Raw genomic sequence first — 17,123 nt, 5'->3', positions numbered from 1 at the left:
GGCGCAACGCGATGTGAGCATAAGCTATGAGCGGGTCGGCGATGTCTTGCTTCAGACGGGTGATTTGCAGGATGCGCTGGCGCGCTTTACGCAGGGGCTTGAGATAAGAGAGCGTCTTGCGCAGTCGGATGCTCGGGATGCGCAGGCGCAACGCGATGTGAGCATAAGCTATGAGCGGGTCGGCGATGTCTTGCTGAAGACGGGTGATTTGCAGGGTGCGCTGGCGCGCTTTACGCAGGGGCTTGAGATTTCAGAGCGTCTTGCGCAGTCGGATGCTCGGGATGCGCAGGCGCAACGCGATGTGAGCATAAGTTACAACAAGGTCGGCGATGTCTTGCTTCAGACGGGTGATTTGCAGTGTGCGCTGGCGCGCTTTACGCAGGGGCTTGAGATTTCAGAGCGTCTTGCGCGGTCGGATGCTCGGGATGCGCAGGCGCAACGCGATGTTTGGACAGGCTTGTGGAGAATCGCCAAATGTCTCGACACCGTTGCCGCCTGGCAGGCAGTTGTGGACAGGATAGTGGCCATGGTGGAAAATGGAACCCTTGCCCCAGTAGACTATCAGTTTATCGAGACCGCCAGATCGCAAATCGCTCGTCTGAAAGGCGGCATATAAAATTTGCCATTGCCGCATTTCGGCCTTGATTTCCTTCACTTTGCGAATTGTCAACAAAAATTTACAAATCCCCCTTTACGGATCTGGAAATGTGCGTTATGGCACGCTCCCCCTTAAGGCGTATTGCGTCTTCGGCGGGCCCGCAGGCCGATCTTGTGCTCTTTCCATCGGCGAAGGGTGATCCCGCAAGGGATCGAAACCACAGCGTCTTTGGCCTTACCGGTCAAAAAAGAGCAGGCGCAAGGCAAACTTTTCGGCCCCGGAAGCGGCCCTAACCCAAACCTCGCGCGCAGTCCTTCTGCATATCTAATTCAACTGATCAGGCGTTTTTAACGCCCAGCCGCCCTGAATCAAGGAACAACGATGGCCCTGTCGTTCACCCAAAAGAAGCGTATCCGCAAGTCCTTCGGCCGTATCCCCGAAGCCATCCAGATGCCGAACCTCATCGAAGTGCAGCGCTCGTCGTACGAGCAGTTCCTGCAACGCGACGTGCGTCCGGTAAACCGTATCGACGACGGCCTGGAAGCTGTCTTTAAGTCGGTCTTCCCGGTGAAGGACTTCAACGAGCGCGCCACCCTGGAATATGTGTCGTACGAGTTCGAAGAGCCCAAGTATGACGTCGAGGAATGCATCCAGCGCGACATTACCTATGCCGCGCCGCTGAAGGTCAAGCTGCGCCTGATCGTGTTCGAGAGCGACGAAGAAACCGGCGCCCGTTCGGTCAAGGACATCAAGGAGCAGGACGTCTATATGGGCGACATCCCGCTGATGACCGACAAGGGCACCTTTGTCGTCAACGGCACGGAACGCGTCATCGTCTCGCAGATGCACCGTTCGCCGGGCGTCTTCTTCGACCACGACAAGGGCAAGACCCATTCGTCGGGCAAGCTCCTGTTCGGCGCGCGTATCATTCCGTATCGCGGTTCGTGGCTCGACTTCGAGTTCGACGCCAAGGACATCCTCTATGTCCGTATCGACCGCCGCCGCAAGCTGCCGGCGACCTCCTTCCTGTTCGCGCTGGGCATGGACGGTGAAGAAGTCCTGACGACCTTCTATGAAGTAGTGCCCTATGAAAAGCGGGAGGCCGGCTGGGTCACGCCGTACAAGTTCGAGCGCTGGCGCGGTGTGAAGCCGGAATTCGACCTGATCGACGCCGACAGCGGCGAAGTGGTCGCTCCTGCCGGCACCAAGATCTCGGCACGTTCAGCCAAGAAGCTGGGTGACACTGTCAAGTCGCTGCTGCTGAGCCAGGACGCCCTGGTCGGCCGTTACCTGGCGCGCGACGCCGTCAACTTCTCGACCGGTGAAATCTACGCCGAAGCCGGTGACGAGCTGGATGCCGCCTCGGTGCAGACCCTGGAAGCCCAGGGCTTCACCACGGTCGACGTGCTCGACATCGACCACGTCACAGTCGGGCCATACATGCGTTCGACCCTGCGCGTCGACAAGAACAGCTCGCGTGAAGACGCTCTGTTCGACATCTACCGCGTCATGCGTCCGGGTGAGCCGCCCACGATCGAAGCCGCCGAAGCGATGTTCCAGTCGCTGTTCTTCGAACTGGAGCGCTACGACCTGTCCAGCGTCGGTCGCGTCAAGATGAATATGCGTCTCGAGCAGGAGGTCGCCGATACCGAGCGCACCCTGCGTAAGGACGACATCCTGAAGATCCTCAAGATCCTGGTCGGCCTGCGTGATGGCCGCGGCGAAATCGACGACATCGACAACCTGGGCAACCGCCGGGTACGCAGCGTCGGCGAACTGCTGGAAAACCAGTATCGCGTCGGCCTGCTGCGCATGGAGCGCGCCATCAAGGAACGCATGTCCAGCGTCGATATCGACACGGTCATGCCGCACGACCTGATCAACGCCAAGCCCGCCGCCGCCGCCGTCCGCGAATTCTTCGGTTCGTCGCAGCTGTCGCAGTTCATGGACCAGACCAACCCGCTGTCGGAAATCACCCACAAGCGCCGCCTGTCGGCCTTGGGACCTGGTGGTCTGACGCGTGAACGCGCCGGCTTCGAAGTCCGCGACGTTCACCCGACCCACTACGGCCGTATCTGCCCGATTGAAACGCCGGAAGGCCCGAACATCGGCCTGATCAACTCCCTGGCCACCCATGCCCGCGTCAACAAGTACGGCTTTATCGAAAGCCCGTACCGCAAGGTCGTCGACGGTGTGGCCCAGGAAGAGGTCACCTACATGTCGGCGATGGAGGAATCCAAGCACGTCATCGCCCAGGCCAATATCGAACTGGATAGCGGCAAGAAGATCGTTGCCGACCTGGTCCAGGGCCGTGTCAACGGTGAACCGGGCCTGCAGATGGCCAGCACGGTTGACTATATGGACGTCTCGCCGAAGCAGGTTGTTTCGGTCGCCGCCGCCCTGATCCCGTTCCTTGAAAACGATGACGCCAACCGCGCCCTGATGGGCTCGAACATGCAGCGTCAGGCCGTGCCCCTGGTCAAGTCGGATGCGCCGTTCGTCGGCACCGGCATGGAAGAGGTCGTGGCCCGCGATTCCGGCGCCACGGTTTCCGCCCGCCGCACAGGTGTGGTGGAACAGATCGACGGTACCCGTATCGTTGTTCGCGCCACCGAAGAGCAGGATCCGAACAAGCCGGGCGTCGACATCTATCGCCTGTCGAAGTTCCAGCGTTCCAACCAGAACACCTGTATCAACCAGCGTCCGCTGGTCCGCGTCGGTGACAAGGTGGCCAGCGGCGACATCATCGCCGACGGCCCGTCGACCGACCTGGGTGATCTGGCGCTCGGACGTAACGTCCTGGTCGCCTTCATGCCGTGGAACGGCTACAACTTCGAAGACTCGATCCTGATCTCGGAACGCATCGTGCGCGACGACATCTTCACCTCGATCCACCTCGAGGAATTCGAAGTCATGGCCCGCGACACCAAGCTCGGACCTGAAGAAATCACCCGCGACATCCCGAACGTCGGCGAAGAAGCCCTGCGCAACCTCGACGAAGCCGGCATTGTGGCCATCGGCGCCGAAGTCCAGCCGGGCGATATCCTGGTCGGCAAGGTGACGCCGAAGGGTGAATCGCCGATGACGCCGGAAGAAAAGCTGCTGCGCGCCATCTTCGGTGAAAAGGCCTCCGACGTCCGCGACACCAGCCTGCGCCTGCCGCCGGGCGTTGCCGGTACGGTCGTTGAAGTACGTGTCTTCAACCGTCACGGCGTCGAAAAGGACGAACGCGCCCAGGCTATCGAGCGCGCCGAAATCGAACGCCTCGGCAAGGACCGCGACGACGAACTGTCGATCCTGGAACGCAATATCTACGGCCGTCTGAAGGACATGCTGCTGGGTAAGGTCGCGGTTTCGGGTCCGAAGGGCATGGGGCGTGGTGAAGTCACCGAAGAGAAGCTGGGCGAAGTTTCGCGCGGCCTGTGGTGGCAGATCGCCCTCGAAGACGAGAAGATCATGTCCGAGCAGGAAGCCATGAAGCGCCAGTTCGAAGACGCCCGCAAGCGTCTCGACCGCCGCTTCGAGGACAAGGTCGAGAAGCTGCAGCGCGGTGACGAACTGCCGCCGGGCGTGATGAAGATGGTCAAGGTGTTCGTGGCGGTGAAGCGCAAGCTGCAGCCGGGCGACAAGATGGCCGGCCGCCACGGCAACAAGGGGGTTATTTCCAAGATCCTTCCGGTCGAGGACATGCCTTTCCTGGCTGACGGCGAGCACGTCGACATCGTTCTGAACCCGCTGGGCGTGCCTTCGCGCATGAACGTCGGTCAGATCTTCGAAACCCACCTCGGTTGGGCCTGCGCCAATATCGGCAAGCAGATCGCCGGTCTTCTCGAAGACTGGCAGAACGGCGGCCAGAAGCAGGCGCTGATCGACCATCTGCGTGGCGTCTATGGCCAGGACCAGGAGCTTCCCGACACGGAAGAAGACCTGATCGAACTGGCGAAGAACCTGTCGCGCGGCGTGCCGATTGCGACCCCGGTCTTCGACGGCGCCCACATCAACGACATCGAGGACATGCTCGAATTCGCCGGGCTCGATCGTTCCGGCCAGTCGATCCTGTTCGACGGCCAGACGGGCGAGCAGTTCAAGCGTCCGGTCACGGTCGGCATCATCTATATGCTGAAGCTGCACCACCTGGTCGACGACAAGATCCACGCGCGTTCGATCGGGCCATACTCGCTCGTCACCCAGCAACCGCTGGGCGGCAAGGCGCAGTTCGGTGGCCAGCGCTTCGGGGAAATGGAAGTCTGGGCGCTGGAAGCCTATGGCGCCGCATACACCCTCCAGGAAATGCTCACCGTCAAGTCCGACGACGTGGCGGGCCGCACCAAGGTTTACGAGGCGATCGTCCGTGGCGACGACAGCTTCGAAGCCGGTATCCCGGAAAGCTTCAACGTCCTGATCAAGGAAATGCGTTCCCTGGGTCTGAATGTCGAGCTTGAGAACGGTCAATCCTAACAGGGCAGGGGCGCGATTGGTCGCGCCCCCACTCTCTGACTGAACCGATCGTATTGTTTTTCGGGCGTTTCGCCCACATTGGAGTCACTGGAAATCATGAACCAGGAAGTCCTGAATATTTTCAACCCGGTCCAGGTCGCCCCGACCTTCGACCAGATCCGCATTACCCTGGCTTCGCCGGAAAAGATCCTGTCGTGGTCTTTCGGCGAGATCAAGAAGCCGGAAACCATCAACTACCGTACGTTCAAGCCGGAACGTGACGGCCTGTTCTGCGCCCGTATCTTTGGCCCGACCAAGGATTACGAATGCCTGTGCGGCAAGTACAAGCGCATGAAGTACAAGGGCATCATCTGCGAAAAGTGCGGCGTCGAAGTGACGTTGTCGCGCGTTCGCCGTGAGCGCATGGGCCATATCGAACTGGCCTCGCCGGTTGCCCACATCTGGTTCCTGAAGTCGCTGCCGTCGCGGATCTCAATGATCCTCGACATGGCGCTGAAGGATGTCGAACGCGTCCTGTACTTCGAAAACTATATCGTCACCGAGCCCGGCCTGACCTCGCTGAAGCTGAACCAACTGCTCAGCGAAGACGAATATTTCCGTTGCCAGGAAGAGTTCGGCGATGACAGCTTTACCGCTGAAATCGGCGCCGAAGCCGTCCGCAACATGCTGATGGCCATGGACCTGGCTGAAATCGCCGAGAAGCTGCGCGCCGACCTGGTCGACAATACGTCGGAAATGAAGGGCAAGAAGCTGTCGAAGCGCTTGAAGCTGATCGAAAGCTTCATGGACTCGGGCAACCGTCCGGAATGGATGATCCTGACCGTCGTGCCGGTCATCCCGCCGGAACTGCGTCCGCTGGTTCCGCTGGACGGCGGCCGTTTCGCCACCTCCGACCTCAACGACCTGTACCGCCGCGTCATCAACCGTAACAACCGCCTGAAGCGGCTGATGGAACTGCGCGCGCCGGACATCATCATCCGCAACGAAAAGCGCATGCTGCAGGAATCGGTCGACGCCCTGTTCGACAACGGTCGTCGCGGTCGTGTCATCACCGGCGCCAACAAGCGTCCGCTGAAGTCGCTGGCCGACATGCTGAAGGGCAAGCAAGGCCGCTTCCGTCAGAACCTGCTCGGCAAGCGCGTCGACTATTCCGGCCGTTCGGTCATCACCGTCGGTCCGGAACTGAAGTTGCACGAGTGCGGCATCCCCAAGAAGATGGCGCTCGAACTGTTCAAGCCGTTCATCTATGCCCGCCTGGACGCCAAGGGCCTGTCCGGCACCGTTAAGCAGTCGAAGCGCATGGTCGAGCGCGAACAGCCCCAGGTGTGGGATATCCTCGAAGAGGTTATCCGCGAACATCCGGTCATGCTGAACCGCGCGCCGACCCTTCACCGTCTGGGTATCCAGGCGTTTGAGCCCAAGCTGATCGAAGGCAAGGCCATCCAGTTGCACCCGCTCGTCTGTTCGGCCTTCAACGCCGACTTCGACGGCGACCAGATGGCCGTCCACGTGCCGCTCTCGCTGGAAGCCCAGCTGGAAGCGCGCGTGCTGATGATGTCGACCAACAACATCCTGTCGCCCGCCAACGGCCGCCCGATCATCGTGCCGAGCCAAGATATCGTGCTCGGCCTCTATTACCTGTCGCTGGTCAAGGACGGGGAACAGGGCGAAGGCATGATCTTTGTCGACCTGAACGAAATCCAGCAGGCGCTGGACAATGGTTCGGTCTCGATGCACGCCAAGATCAAGTGCCGCTTCACCCAGAAGGACGCCGACGGTGTCGTGCGCACCAAGGTCGTCGAAACCACGCCGGGCCGGATGAAGATCGCCGCCCTGCTGCCGCAGAACGAGAATATCGGCCTGCGCGTGCTGGAAAAGACCCTGACCAAGAAGGAAATCGGCAACCTGATCGACGTCGTCTACCGCCACTGCGGTCAGAAGGCGACGGTGATCTTCGCCGACCAGATGATGGCCCTGGGCTTCAAGGAAGCGGCCCGCGCCGGTATCTCGTTCGGCAAGGACGATATCGTTATTCCGGAATCCAAGATCGGCATCGTCGCCGAAACGCGGACCCTGGTCGAGGAATACGAACAGCAATATGCCGATGGTCTGATCACCAAGGGTGAAAAGTACAACAAGGTGGTCGATGCCTGGTCCAAGGCAACCGACCGCGTTTCCGACGAAATGATGAAGGAAATCAGCCGCAAGCATAAGGGCGCCGACGGCCGCGAAAAGGAGATCAACTCGATCTACATGATGGCCAACTCCGGCGCCCGCGGTTCGCAGGCCCAGATGAAGCAACTCGGCGGGATGCGCGGCCTGATGGCCAAGCCATCCGGCGAAATCATCGAAACGCCGATCATCTCGAACTTCAAGGAAGGCCTGTCCGTCCTCGAATACTTCAACTCGACCCACGGCGCCCGTAAGGGCCTGGCCGATACCGCGCTGAAGACCGCCAATTCCGGCTACCTGACGCGTCGTCTCGTCGACGTTGCCCAGGACTGCATCATCATGGAAGATGACTGCGGCACGACCAAGGGCATTACGCTCCGGGCCGTCGTCGAAGGCGGTGACGTGCTGGTCTCCCTGGGCCAGCGCGTGCTGGGCCGTACGACAGCCGAAGACATCAAGGACGTCGCCAGCGGCGAAGTCATGGTCGAGGCCGACACCTATGTCGATGAAAACGTCGTCGAAGCCATCGAGGCTTCGGGCGTCCAGTCGGTGAAGGTCCGCTCGGTCCTGACCTGCGAAGCCGAACTCGGCACCTGCGCCTTCTGCTACGGCCGTGACCTGGCCCGCGGCACCCGTGTCAACATGGGTGAAGCGGTCGGTGTTATCGCCGCGCAATCGATCGGCGAGCCGGGCACCCAGCTGACCATGCGTACCTTCCACATCGGCGGTACAGCCCAGGTGGCGGAACAGTCCTTCTACGAAACGACGTCGGACGGCGTGGTCAAGATCTCGGGCGGCAACACCGTTCGCGGCAGTCATGGCGACCTGATCTCCCTGACCCGCAACCTGATGGTCACCATCCATCACGACGGCAAGGACCGTGAGACCTACAAGGTCGGCTACGGTTCGCGCCTGCGCGTCGAGGAAGGCGCACAGGTCAAGAAGGGCCAGCGCCTGGCGGAGTGGGACCCCTATACCACCCCGATCATCACCGAAATCGGCGGCAAGATCCGTTACGAAGACCTGACTGACGGCATGTCGGTGCGGGAAGAAACCGACGATGCCACGGGCATTACCAACCGCGTCGTCGTCGACTGGCGCGGCGCGTCCAAGGCAGCCGATGTCCGTCCGGCCATGGCGATCACCGACGAAGCCGGCGCCTACAAGAAGCTGGTCAGTGGTTCGGATTCCCGTTACATGCTGCCGGTCGGCGCCATTCTGTCCGTCGGTAACGGCGACGAGGTCAAGCCGGGTGACATCCTCGCCCGTATCCCGACCGAAGGCGCCAAGACCCGCGACATCACCGGCGGTCTGCCGCGCGTCGCCGAACTGTTCGAAGCCCGCCGTCCGAAGGATTGCGCCGTCATCGCCGAAATGGATGGCCGCGTTGCCTTTGGCAAGGACTACAAGAACAAGCGCCGTATCAAGATCACGCCGGAAGGTTCCGATGGCGAGCCGGTCGAGTTCCTGATCCCGAAGGGCAAGCATATCTCCGTCCATGACGGCGATATCATCCAGAAGGGCGACTACATCATCGACGGCAACCCCGATCCGCACGATCTGCTGCGTATCCAGGGCGTCGAAGCGCTGGCCGAATACCTGGTCAACGAAGTCCAGGAAGTCTACCGCCTGCAAGGCGTGCCGATCAACGACAAGCATATCGAAGTGATCGTGCGCCAGATGCTGCAGAAGGTCGAAATCCTCGACGCCGGCGACACCGGCCTGATCAAGGGTGACCACCTCGACAAGACCGAGGTCGATGCCGAAAACATCAAGGCGGAAAAGCGTGGCGGCCGTGCGGCCCTGACGCAACCTGTCCTGTTGGGTATCACCAAGGCCAGCCTGCAAACGCGCAGCTTCATCTCGGCGGCGTCGTTCCAGGAAACCACCCGCGTCCTGACCGAAGCTTCGGTCCAGGGCAAGATCGATACGCTGGACGGTCTGAAGGAAAACGTCATCGTCGGCCGACTGATCCCGGCCGGCACCGGCGCCTACCTGCGCTCGCTGCAACGTGTTGCCATGAAGCGCGACGAAATGCTGTCGACCCAGCGCGAAGAGGCCATGGAGCCGCTTCCCGCCGAAGTCCTGCTGGAAGCGCCTGTCGCGGGCGAATAAGGCTTGCGGTCATGAAAAAAATGGACCCCGGAGTTTCGGCTCCGGGGTCTTTTTTGTTGCGCGCCGAAGCGGGGAAGGGCACACTCTTATCACGGGAGGTGGATCGTGACACAAGCTACGACAGTCGTACTGCGGGGACCGGTTGCTCGGGCAGTTCTGGCTTCGCGTGTCGGTCTTGTCGGCAGCGCGCTGACAATAACGGTCATCTTCCTGGGCTGCTATCTGGCGGACAAGATCCCCCATTTTAGCTATCTAACGCTTGTGGCCGGCATGGGGACGGGACTCATCCTGCAGGCCTTTGACCTTTTTTATGGCTGGCCGGTCCGTAAAAGCGCTGAGGTCAAAGCATTTTGGAAATATCAGTCGGCGCGCAGAATCTTGTGGAATCTGATCGGCTACCTTGCGGGAGGATGCCTGACTGTATTGGCCTATCTGGGCTATGCTGGGTTCACGTCTATGCCGATTGACTATGCGTTAGCGGCCTTAATCGCGTTACTGTCGGCCTATTGGATGCGCGCCGCTCTCGAGATCGCCATCCCGTATGATGTTATCGTTTGAGCATCAGCGAGCCATTCACCCACTAAAGATTTGGAACACGGATCACCCGCCGCTGGTGCGGCGGATGACGCGGATCCCGCTTCGCGGACGCGGATAAGCACAGATAATCCAGCTTATAGTCTGACAATGCAGTTGTGTCTGACTTTATGCGCTACGCGCTTGTTCGAGATAGACTCCGCCCCACAAGCCTACTACTGCAAGCGCCATTACCATCCGTGCCTTATCCGCGTCCGCAAAGCGGCATCCGCGTCATCCGCCGCACCAGCGGCGGGTGATCCGTGGTTAAAGCCTTTTCGCCCTTGACGGTTTGTCACCCATAGGTTACATGTAACTCATAGGTTACTTTAGTCCGGAGAGCTGACATGACCGACAACGAAGCACTGCTCAAAAAAGCCGAGGGTGTGGCCGGGTTTCGCCGCGTCCTTCTGATCATCAATGCCCTGGCCTATTTCGCATGGATCGGCGCCACGGGGTTGGAGCGCGGCCACGTCGATATCGACGGCGGTATCCTGAAACTGACCCAACTGGTTGCCGGCGCAATCTGGCTGATCAGCCTGGTGGCGCTATTCGTTGCCATGGCCAGGCTAAGGCAGCGCAGGGATATTGCGGGTCTGGTCGACGACGAACGGACCCAGGGTCTGACAGCCCGCTGCTTCCAGATGGGCTATTGGGCTCTGCTCCTGGGGGTAACCGGCGTTTATACGGCCAGCTATCTGATGGATATCGACGTCAAGCTGATCGCGCCCTTCCTGCTGGCGCTGGGGGTTGCGGTGCCGCCCCTGACCTTTGCCTTTCTCTACCGGAGCTGAGCGTGGCCGGGGACAGACTGAGGAACCGCCTGAAAGACTACCGGTCCGCCCGCGACCTGACGCAGGCGGACCTTGCCGTCATGGCACAGGTCTCACGCAAGACCATCAACACGATCGAGAATGAAGTGTTTGTCCCTTCGACCACCCTGGCGCTCAAACTGGCGCGGGTTCTGGACGCGAAGGTCGAGGACCTGTTTTATCTGGAGGATTGAATGCGCCGTCGCTTCCCCTATACATCCCGCTCGCCACAACCTGTCGTGAAACCACGTCATGCCTGGCAGCAAGCCATGTGGATCGCCGTCTTCTCCGGCGCCACGGCAGCGACATGGATGGCCCTGGCGGCCGGGTTACCTTACGGTTGATCAAGCGGCGAGAGCGCTTTCATGGCCTTTCAAGCGTCTGAAAAATGTAGGATTTCTGAAAAAATGAATACGTTTACATAATTTTTTACAGGGTTTTTTCAAACCGGTCTTCGCGCGATAGTTTGTGCATGTCAGTAGACCGCATCAACAGTGCGCACGCCCGGCCGCTGGACGCAAAAGTCCGGATGGCCGACCTTGCGCGTCTGGCCGGCGTTTCCATCGCCACGGTGTCACGGTCGCTCAAAGACTCTCCCCTGATCAACCGCGCCACCAAGACGCGCATATGGCGCATCGCTTCGGCCCAGGGCTATATAACCTCAGGCGAGGCGGCTGGACTGCCGGGACTTGGACGGCCGACCGTCGCTGTCATGCTGCCAATGGACGGCGGGGCGAGGCTGCATCCCCTGGTCGGCGGCCTGATCGCCGCAGCGCGCGATCTGCGTTGTAATCTGATGGTTTCGCCGTTCGGCCGCAAGGGTGATGTCGCGGGCGCCGTTGCTACGACGCCTGCCGATGCCTATGTCTTTTTCGATGACGCAGTCGCGCGTTCCGGGCTTAATGACCTGGCTGGCGACGACGAAGCGCGCTTCGTGGTGTGGGGTACAGGCCAGGCCAACTCTGCCTATCCCTCTTTTGGCCCCGATAATTTCGCCGCCGGCGTCCTGGCGACCCGCTGCCTGGTGGAGCGTGGTTGCCGGCGTATCGCCTATCTGTGTGGGCCGGACCATCACGAAGCGACGCAACGCTTCATGGGATACCTGACAGGGCTTAGCAGTGCCGGCCTGGCGGTCGATCCGGCCCTGATTCTGACCGAACCGCCCACGGATGGGCTGAGCTTCGGCCCCGCTTCCAGTGCCACTTTCGACGGAATTTTTGTCGCCGAGGAGGCGCTTCTGCGAGACGTAATGGCCGTCGCCCCCGACACGCAGCGAATCGTCGCCTGGTGCCAGGATGAGTCAGCCGCACCGGTAACAAGCGTTCGCCTGGATATGGCGGCCGCCGGCCGGCGCCTTTTGGCATCTCTGCTGGGCACCGGAACAGTTGTTCCCGAGATGTTTCAAGTACATCTAAATATTTTATAATGTAGAATCGTATTTCATAGTATATGGGTTTCTTGCTCTGTTTTAGGCAACGGTGAGTCTAGTCGTGGGTATTTTTGCAAAATTGTGCAAATGTTGAATATAATGCAAATGCAAAATCCAAAGAAAGCGATAAGGAATACGTATTCATGTTATAATTTCTCAATTTTTTGAATATTTATGAAAAAGAAAACGCGATTTAAATCAATATGTTGCTTGTTTGTTGCTTGTATTTTTGTGCTAATTGCGCAACATTTTGCAGCTTTTGTCTAGAATGTGGCGGCTAACAGGCGGCGGATTGATTGCAATGATTTGTGATGAGCTTTACTAATAGCGATGAGCTGTCCGACAGAGACAGAGCGGTTGAGACAATTAAATGCATCAACCTGTACTCAGATCCATGCGCCATGAGGCGAAAACTGGCTGAGATAACAGATACCGGAGGAGGATAAACCTTGAATACGAAGTATGGTAGCAAGTCCGCGATCGGCCTGAGGGCGCGATTACTGGCTTGTTCGGCAGGGGTCGCCCTGGCAGCCGCCGTGGTGACGGTGCCGGCTATGGCGCAGGACGCACCGGCGAGCGGCACACAGGCGGCTACGACCGACGACACCGTCGTCGTCGTCCGCGGCATCAGGAAAGGCATTCAGGACGCCATCACGGCGAAGAAGCGCAGTTCGTCGATCATCGAAGCCGTTTCGGCTGAAGATATCGGCAAGCTGCCGGACGCCTCGATCGCCGAATCGATTGCGCGTCTGCCCGGCATCGCCGCCCAACGCGACAAGGGCCGCGCCCAGACCCTGTCCATTCGCGGCCTTGGCCCGGATTTTACGGTCACGACGCTGAACGGCCGTGAACAGGCCTCGACCAACGACAACCGCTCGGTCGAATTCGACCAGTATCCGTCGGAAATGATCCAGGCGGTCAAGGTCTACAAGACCCCGGACGCCGGCATGACCTATCAGGGTATTGCGGGCACGGCGGAATTGCAGACGGTCCGTCCGCTGTCCTACGCCCACCGCAGCCTGTCCGTCATGGGCAAGCTGGAGCAGAACAGCCTCGAGGCGCAGGTCCCCGAGCAGGAGACGCTGGGCAACCGCTACAACATCACCTATGTCGACCAGTTCATGAACAAGACGGTCGGCCTGGCCCTCGGCTATGCCCATACCAAGGCGCCGTATCAAGCTCAGACCCACGAACCGTGGGGCTACCCCAACTATTCCGATGGCAATCTCATTGTCGGCGGCGACAAGTCGGGTATCCAGTCGTCCTATTATGAGCGCGACGCCATCATGGGCGTCCTGGAATTCAAGCCGAATGACCAGGTCCATGTCGTGGTCGACGCCTTCCACTCTGACTTCCACGAACTGCAGACCATCCGCCGCATGGAATACGGCTTTGCCGTCTGGGGCGGTGGTGTCCTGCGTCCGGGCTACACGGTGGACAACGGCCGCATTACGGCCGGCACGTTCGACAATGTGACGACCATTCTCGAAAACTACACCAACGACCGCCACGCGACCGTCGACAATTTGGGTTTCAACGGCTCCTACAAGCCGAACGACCAGTGGACCCTCGAAGCCGACGTCAGCACTTCAAAAGTCCACCGCGACGACCTGCGCCTGGAATCGACCGGCGGCACCGGGCCAAACGGCGCCGTCGTCAAGGATACGGTCAGCATCACCACGGAAGACAACGGCGTTACCCAGGTCCATTCGAGCCTGAACTATGCCGATTTCGATCATGTCTACCTGACCGATCCGGGCGGCTGGGGCAGTGCCCTGAACCGCGCCGGCTATGTCGGTAATCCAACGGTCGAGGACGAGATCAAGGCTGTCCGCCTGTCCGCCAAGCGCCATTTCGCTGGTGGCGTGTTCAGCGACCTGAGCTTCGGCTTTAATTTCGACGACCGCACGAAGAGCAAGTATCAGTGGCAGGGAGAACTGCGCAACAAGACGTCGGCGGCGCAGGTCGTGCCGCAGGAATACCGTACGGGCATCGTCAATACCGATTTCTTCGGTAACCCGAACGGCATGATTTCCTACGATTCGCTGGGCCTCTACCGCAGCGGCTACTGGAACGTCGTCGACGCGCGTATCGACGCCTTTGCCAACAGCAGTGACCGCAAGTTCGACATCACCCAGACCTGGGCGATGCAGGAAAAGCTGACGACGCTGTTCGTCAAGGCGGATATCGACACGAACTTCTTCGGCGTGCCGGTCACCGGCAATATCGGCCTGCAGTCGATCTCGACCGACCAGCATTCCGACCAGGGCTTTACCGATGGCAGTACGGTGGCGGGCGACCCCACCAAGCTGATCGTCACCACGGTACGTGACGGCGACAAATACAATGACATCCTGCCCAGCATGAACTTCAACTTCGCGCTGGCCGATGACATCTCGTTGCGCTTCGCGGCGGCCACCACCATTGCCCGTGCCCGCATGGACGATATGGCGGGCGGCAGCAGCTATTCGGTCCAGGTCGACTCGGCGCCGCCCTTTACGTTCGGCAGCGACGCCTATCGTTGGGGCGCCAGTGGCGGCAATCCGAAACTTAGGCCGTGGAAGGCCAATGCCTACGATATCTCGGTTGAAAAGTACTTCGGCAAGAAGGGCTATGTCTCGCTGGCCCTGTATTACAAGGACCTGACCAGCTACATCTTCACCCAAAGCGTTCCGACGGATTTCTCCGGCTTCCCGCTGCCGACTCCGGCCGCCAACTACACCTTGGCCAATGCCGATCGTCACGGCTATACCAGCGGCCAAGCCAACGGCAACGGCGGCTTTATCCGCGGTCTCGAGTTCACAGCCTCGATCCCCGGCGAAATCGTGACGCCGGCCCTGGACGGTTTTGGGCTGATTTTCAGTGCCGCCATCGACAACTCGCAGATCAAGCCTGACGGCATTCACAAGGTGCCGCTACCGGGTCTGTCGCCCAAGGTGTTCAACACCACGGTCTATTACGAAAAGCGCGGCTTCTCCGCCCGTGTCAGTCAGCGCTATCGCGCTGCCTGGCTGGGTCAGGTGCCGAACTTCGACAGCTCGCTGGGTAACCAGTGGGTCGACAAGGAAACTGTCGTCGACGCCCAGGTCGGCTACAACTTCGAAGACGGTCCGTTGAAGGGGCTGTCGGTAAACCTGTCGGCCTATAACCTGACGGACCAGCCCTTCCGCTACTACACGGGCGAAGGCCAAAGCCGGAGTATCCTGAAGTATGAAAACTACGGCACGGACTATCTGCTCTCGGTCGGCTACCGCTTCTACTAAATCCTGAAGCCATAAAGTGCACCTGCCGGATCTCCCTGCCGGCAGGTGCATTATTGTCTGCACTGTTTTAGAGTACACCATGCCGCCCAACGACATCACATCCCTGGTCATTGTCGGCGGTGGCACCGCCGGGTGGATGACGGCGGCGGCACTCAGCCGGGTCTTTGGCCCGCAGATCGCCACTACCCTGGTCGAGTCAGACGATATCGGCACGGTCGGTGTCGGTGAGGCGACCATTCCGCCGATCGCGCGCTTCAACGCCATGCTGCGAATCGACGAAGACGATTTCATGCGCCAGACCCAGGCAACCTTCAAACTCGGCATCGAGTTCCGCGACTGGAACCGGCCGGGCGACGCCTATCTCCATTCCTTCGGTGACGCAGGCCGCGACCTGGCCTATTTGCCGTTCCATCACTACTGGCTGCGCGACCGACTTGAAGGTGAGAACGTGGGCAGCCTGTGGGACTACGATTTCAACGCCATCGCTGCGCGTGAGGGGCGTTTTGCGCGGCCGGCCCCGGGCGACGCCATTGCCTTGCGCCACGCCTTTCATTTCGATGCCGGTCTGTACGCTGCATACCTGCGCCGCTACGCCGAAAAGCTGGGTGTCACGCGCCTCGAAGGCAAGATCGCCTCGGTCGCCCGCGATCCGCAGACGGGCGATATCGCCTCGGTACATCTGGCGGATGGTCGCGAGGTCGCGGCCCAGTTCTTTATCGACTGTTCCGGCTTTCGCGCCTTGCTGATCGAGGGCGCGCTGGGGGGCGGTTACGAAGACTGGCAACATTGGTTGCCGTGCGATCGCGCCCTGGCCGTGCCGACAGCCCGCCAGGGGCCGCTGCTGCCCTATACCCGGGCGACGGCGCGATCAGCAGGATGGCAGTGGCGGATTCCCCTGCAGCATCGCACCGGCAACGGACTTGTCTACGCGTCGCACCACCTGTCGGATGACAAAGCGCACGATCTGCTGATGGCCCATCTCGATGCGCCGGCACTGGGCGATGCGCGGCCGATCCGCTTTGTCACCGGCCGTCGTCGCGTGCAGTGGTCGCACAATTGTGTTGCCATCGGGCTTTCTTCCGGTTTTCTGGAACCATTGGAGTCGACATCGATTCACCTGATCCAGTCGGCCATCGAGCGGCTGATCATGCTGTTCCCACGTAACGGTGACATGAGGCGGCGGCGTGACGAATTCAATGACGCTGGCACGGCGGACATCGAAGCCATCCGCGATTTTATCATTCTGCATTATCATCTCAATGCGCGGGCAGGGGAGGCGTTCTGGGACGACTGCCGCCATATGGCTGTCCCTGATTCCCTCGCTCACCGGATCGAACTGTTCCGGGAATCCGGGTCCATTCACGTTCCGGCGCACGACCTGTTCCGCATGCCGAGTTGGCTGCAGGTGCTTCTGGGGCAGGGCGTGATGCCTACTTCGGTCCATCCGTTCACCGATCGCGTCGCATTGACCGACCGGCGTACCTTGCTGGCCGGCATCCGTCGGGCCCAGGCCGATGCTGTCGCGCGCCTACCGACGCATGAGGCCTATATCGAACGCCATTGCCGGGCGGGTGAAATTGACTCCAAGTTGCGATGAATCAGTGCAACTTGGCAAGGGCGACTGCCCGCCGCGCACGTTTGCGCGAGCCATGCGGCGCTTGAGCTGAAATCTATCTGAATACGTATTCTCCTCCCTTTTTGTG

At 60.2% G+C, this 17,123-nt stretch carries 10 protein-coding genes; all 10 read left to right on the top strand.

Annotation, left to right across the window (positions count from 1 at the left end; all coding sequences use genetic code 11):
• Positions 1 to 616 (top strand): tetratricopeptide repeat protein (locus tag AC1DXO_RS20560; protein WP_476980058.1); only part of this gene is annotated, 616 nt, incomplete at its 5' end.
• 363 nt (positions 617 to 979) lie between these two features.
• Positions 980 to 5,056 (top strand): DNA-directed RNA polymerase subunit beta, encoded by a 4,077-nt coding sequence (rpoB, locus tag AC1DXO_RS20555; RefSeq protein WP_476980057.1) that lies wholly within the window; start codon positions 980 to 982, stop codon positions 5,054 to 5,056.
• A 96-nt stretch (positions 5,057 to 5,152) separates the two neighbouring features.
• Positions 5,153 to 9,343 (top strand): DNA-directed RNA polymerase subunit beta', encoded by a 4,191-nt coding sequence (gene rpoC / locus AC1DXO_RS20550; RefSeq protein ID WP_476980056.1) that lies wholly within the window; start codon positions 5,153 to 5,155, stop codon positions 9,341 to 9,343.
• A 105-nt stretch (positions 9,344 to 9,448) separates the two neighbouring features.
• Positions 9,449 to 9,901 carry a hypothetical protein gene (locus AC1DXO_RS20545; protein ID WP_476980055.1) on the top strand — a complete coding sequence of 151 codons (453 nt, stop codon included), beginning with the start codon at positions 9,449 to 9,451 and terminating at the stop codon, positions 9,899 to 9,901.
• A gap of 362 nt (positions 9,902 to 10,263) precedes the next feature.
• Positions 10,264 to 10,710 (top strand): hypothetical protein, encoded by a 447-nt coding sequence (locus AC1DXO_RS20540; RefSeq protein ID WP_476980054.1) that lies wholly within the window; start codon positions 10,264 to 10,266, stop codon positions 10,708 to 10,710.
• A gap of 2 nt (positions 10,711 to 10,712) precedes the next feature.
• Positions 10,713 to 10,922: a helix-turn-helix transcriptional regulator gene (locus tag AC1DXO_RS20535; RefSeq protein ID WP_476980053.1), complete on the top strand. Its 210-nt coding sequence runs from the start codon at positions 10,713 to 10,715 to the stop codon at positions 10,920 to 10,922.
• The gene (locus tag AC1DXO_RS20530; protein WP_476980052.1) at positions 10,923 to 11,072 is read left to right on the top strand and encodes a hypothetical protein; all 150 of its coding nucleotides are present in this window, start codon (positions 10,923 to 10,925) and stop codon (positions 11,070 to 11,072) included. It abuts the gene before it with no gap.
• Positions 11,073 to 11,200: 128 nt separating this feature from the next.
• The gene (locus tag AC1DXO_RS20525; RefSeq protein ID WP_476980051.1) at positions 11,201 to 12,154 is read left to right on the top strand and encodes a LacI family DNA-binding transcriptional regulator; all 954 of its coding nucleotides are present in this window, start codon (positions 11,201 to 11,203) and stop codon (positions 12,152 to 12,154) included.
• A gap of 452 nt (positions 12,155 to 12,606) precedes the next feature.
• Entirely contained in the window at positions 12,607 to 15,420 is a 2,814-nt protein-coding gene (locus tag AC1DXO_RS20520) for a TonB-dependent receptor (RefSeq protein WP_476980050.1), read from the top strand.
• A 79-nt stretch (positions 15,421 to 15,499) separates the two neighbouring features.
• Complete coding sequence (locus AC1DXO_RS20515; RefSeq protein ID WP_476980049.1) at positions 15,500 to 17,017, top strand: tryptophan halogenase family protein; 1,518 nt, start codon at positions 15,500 to 15,502, stop codon at positions 17,015 to 17,017.
• The last annotated feature ends 106 nt before the right edge of the window (positions 17,018 to 17,123 follow it).

The sequence above is a fragment of the Asticcacaulis sp. P2_C5 genome, from assembly GCF_056404555.1.
Note: the sequence above shows the minus strand (reverse complement) of the source record. Positions and strands in the feature narration are given on the sequence as shown.

Coding starts and splice junctions, on each gene's coding strand:
- rpoC (WP_476980056.1), top strand. CDS start 5,153: ATGAACCAGGAAGTCCTGAATATTTTCAACCCGGTCCAGGTCGCCCCG.
- AC1DXO_RS20540 (WP_476980054.1), top strand. CDS start 10,264: ATGACCGACAACGAAGCACTGCTCAAAAAAGCCGAGGGTGTGGCCGGG.
- AC1DXO_RS20530 (WP_476980052.1), top strand. CDS start 10,923: ATGCGCCGTCGCTTCCCCTATACATCCCGCTCGCCACAACCTGTCGTG.
- rpoB (WP_476980057.1), top strand. CDS start 980: ATGGCCCTGTCGTTCACCCAAAAGAAGCGTATCCGCAAGTCCTTCGGC.
- AC1DXO_RS20515 (WP_476980049.1), top strand. CDS start 15,500: ATGCCGCCCAACGACATCACATCCCTGGTCATTGTCGGCGGTGGCACC.
- AC1DXO_RS20525 (WP_476980051.1), top strand. CDS start 11,201: ATGTCAGTAGACCGCATCAACAGTGCGCACGCCCGGCCGCTGGACGCA.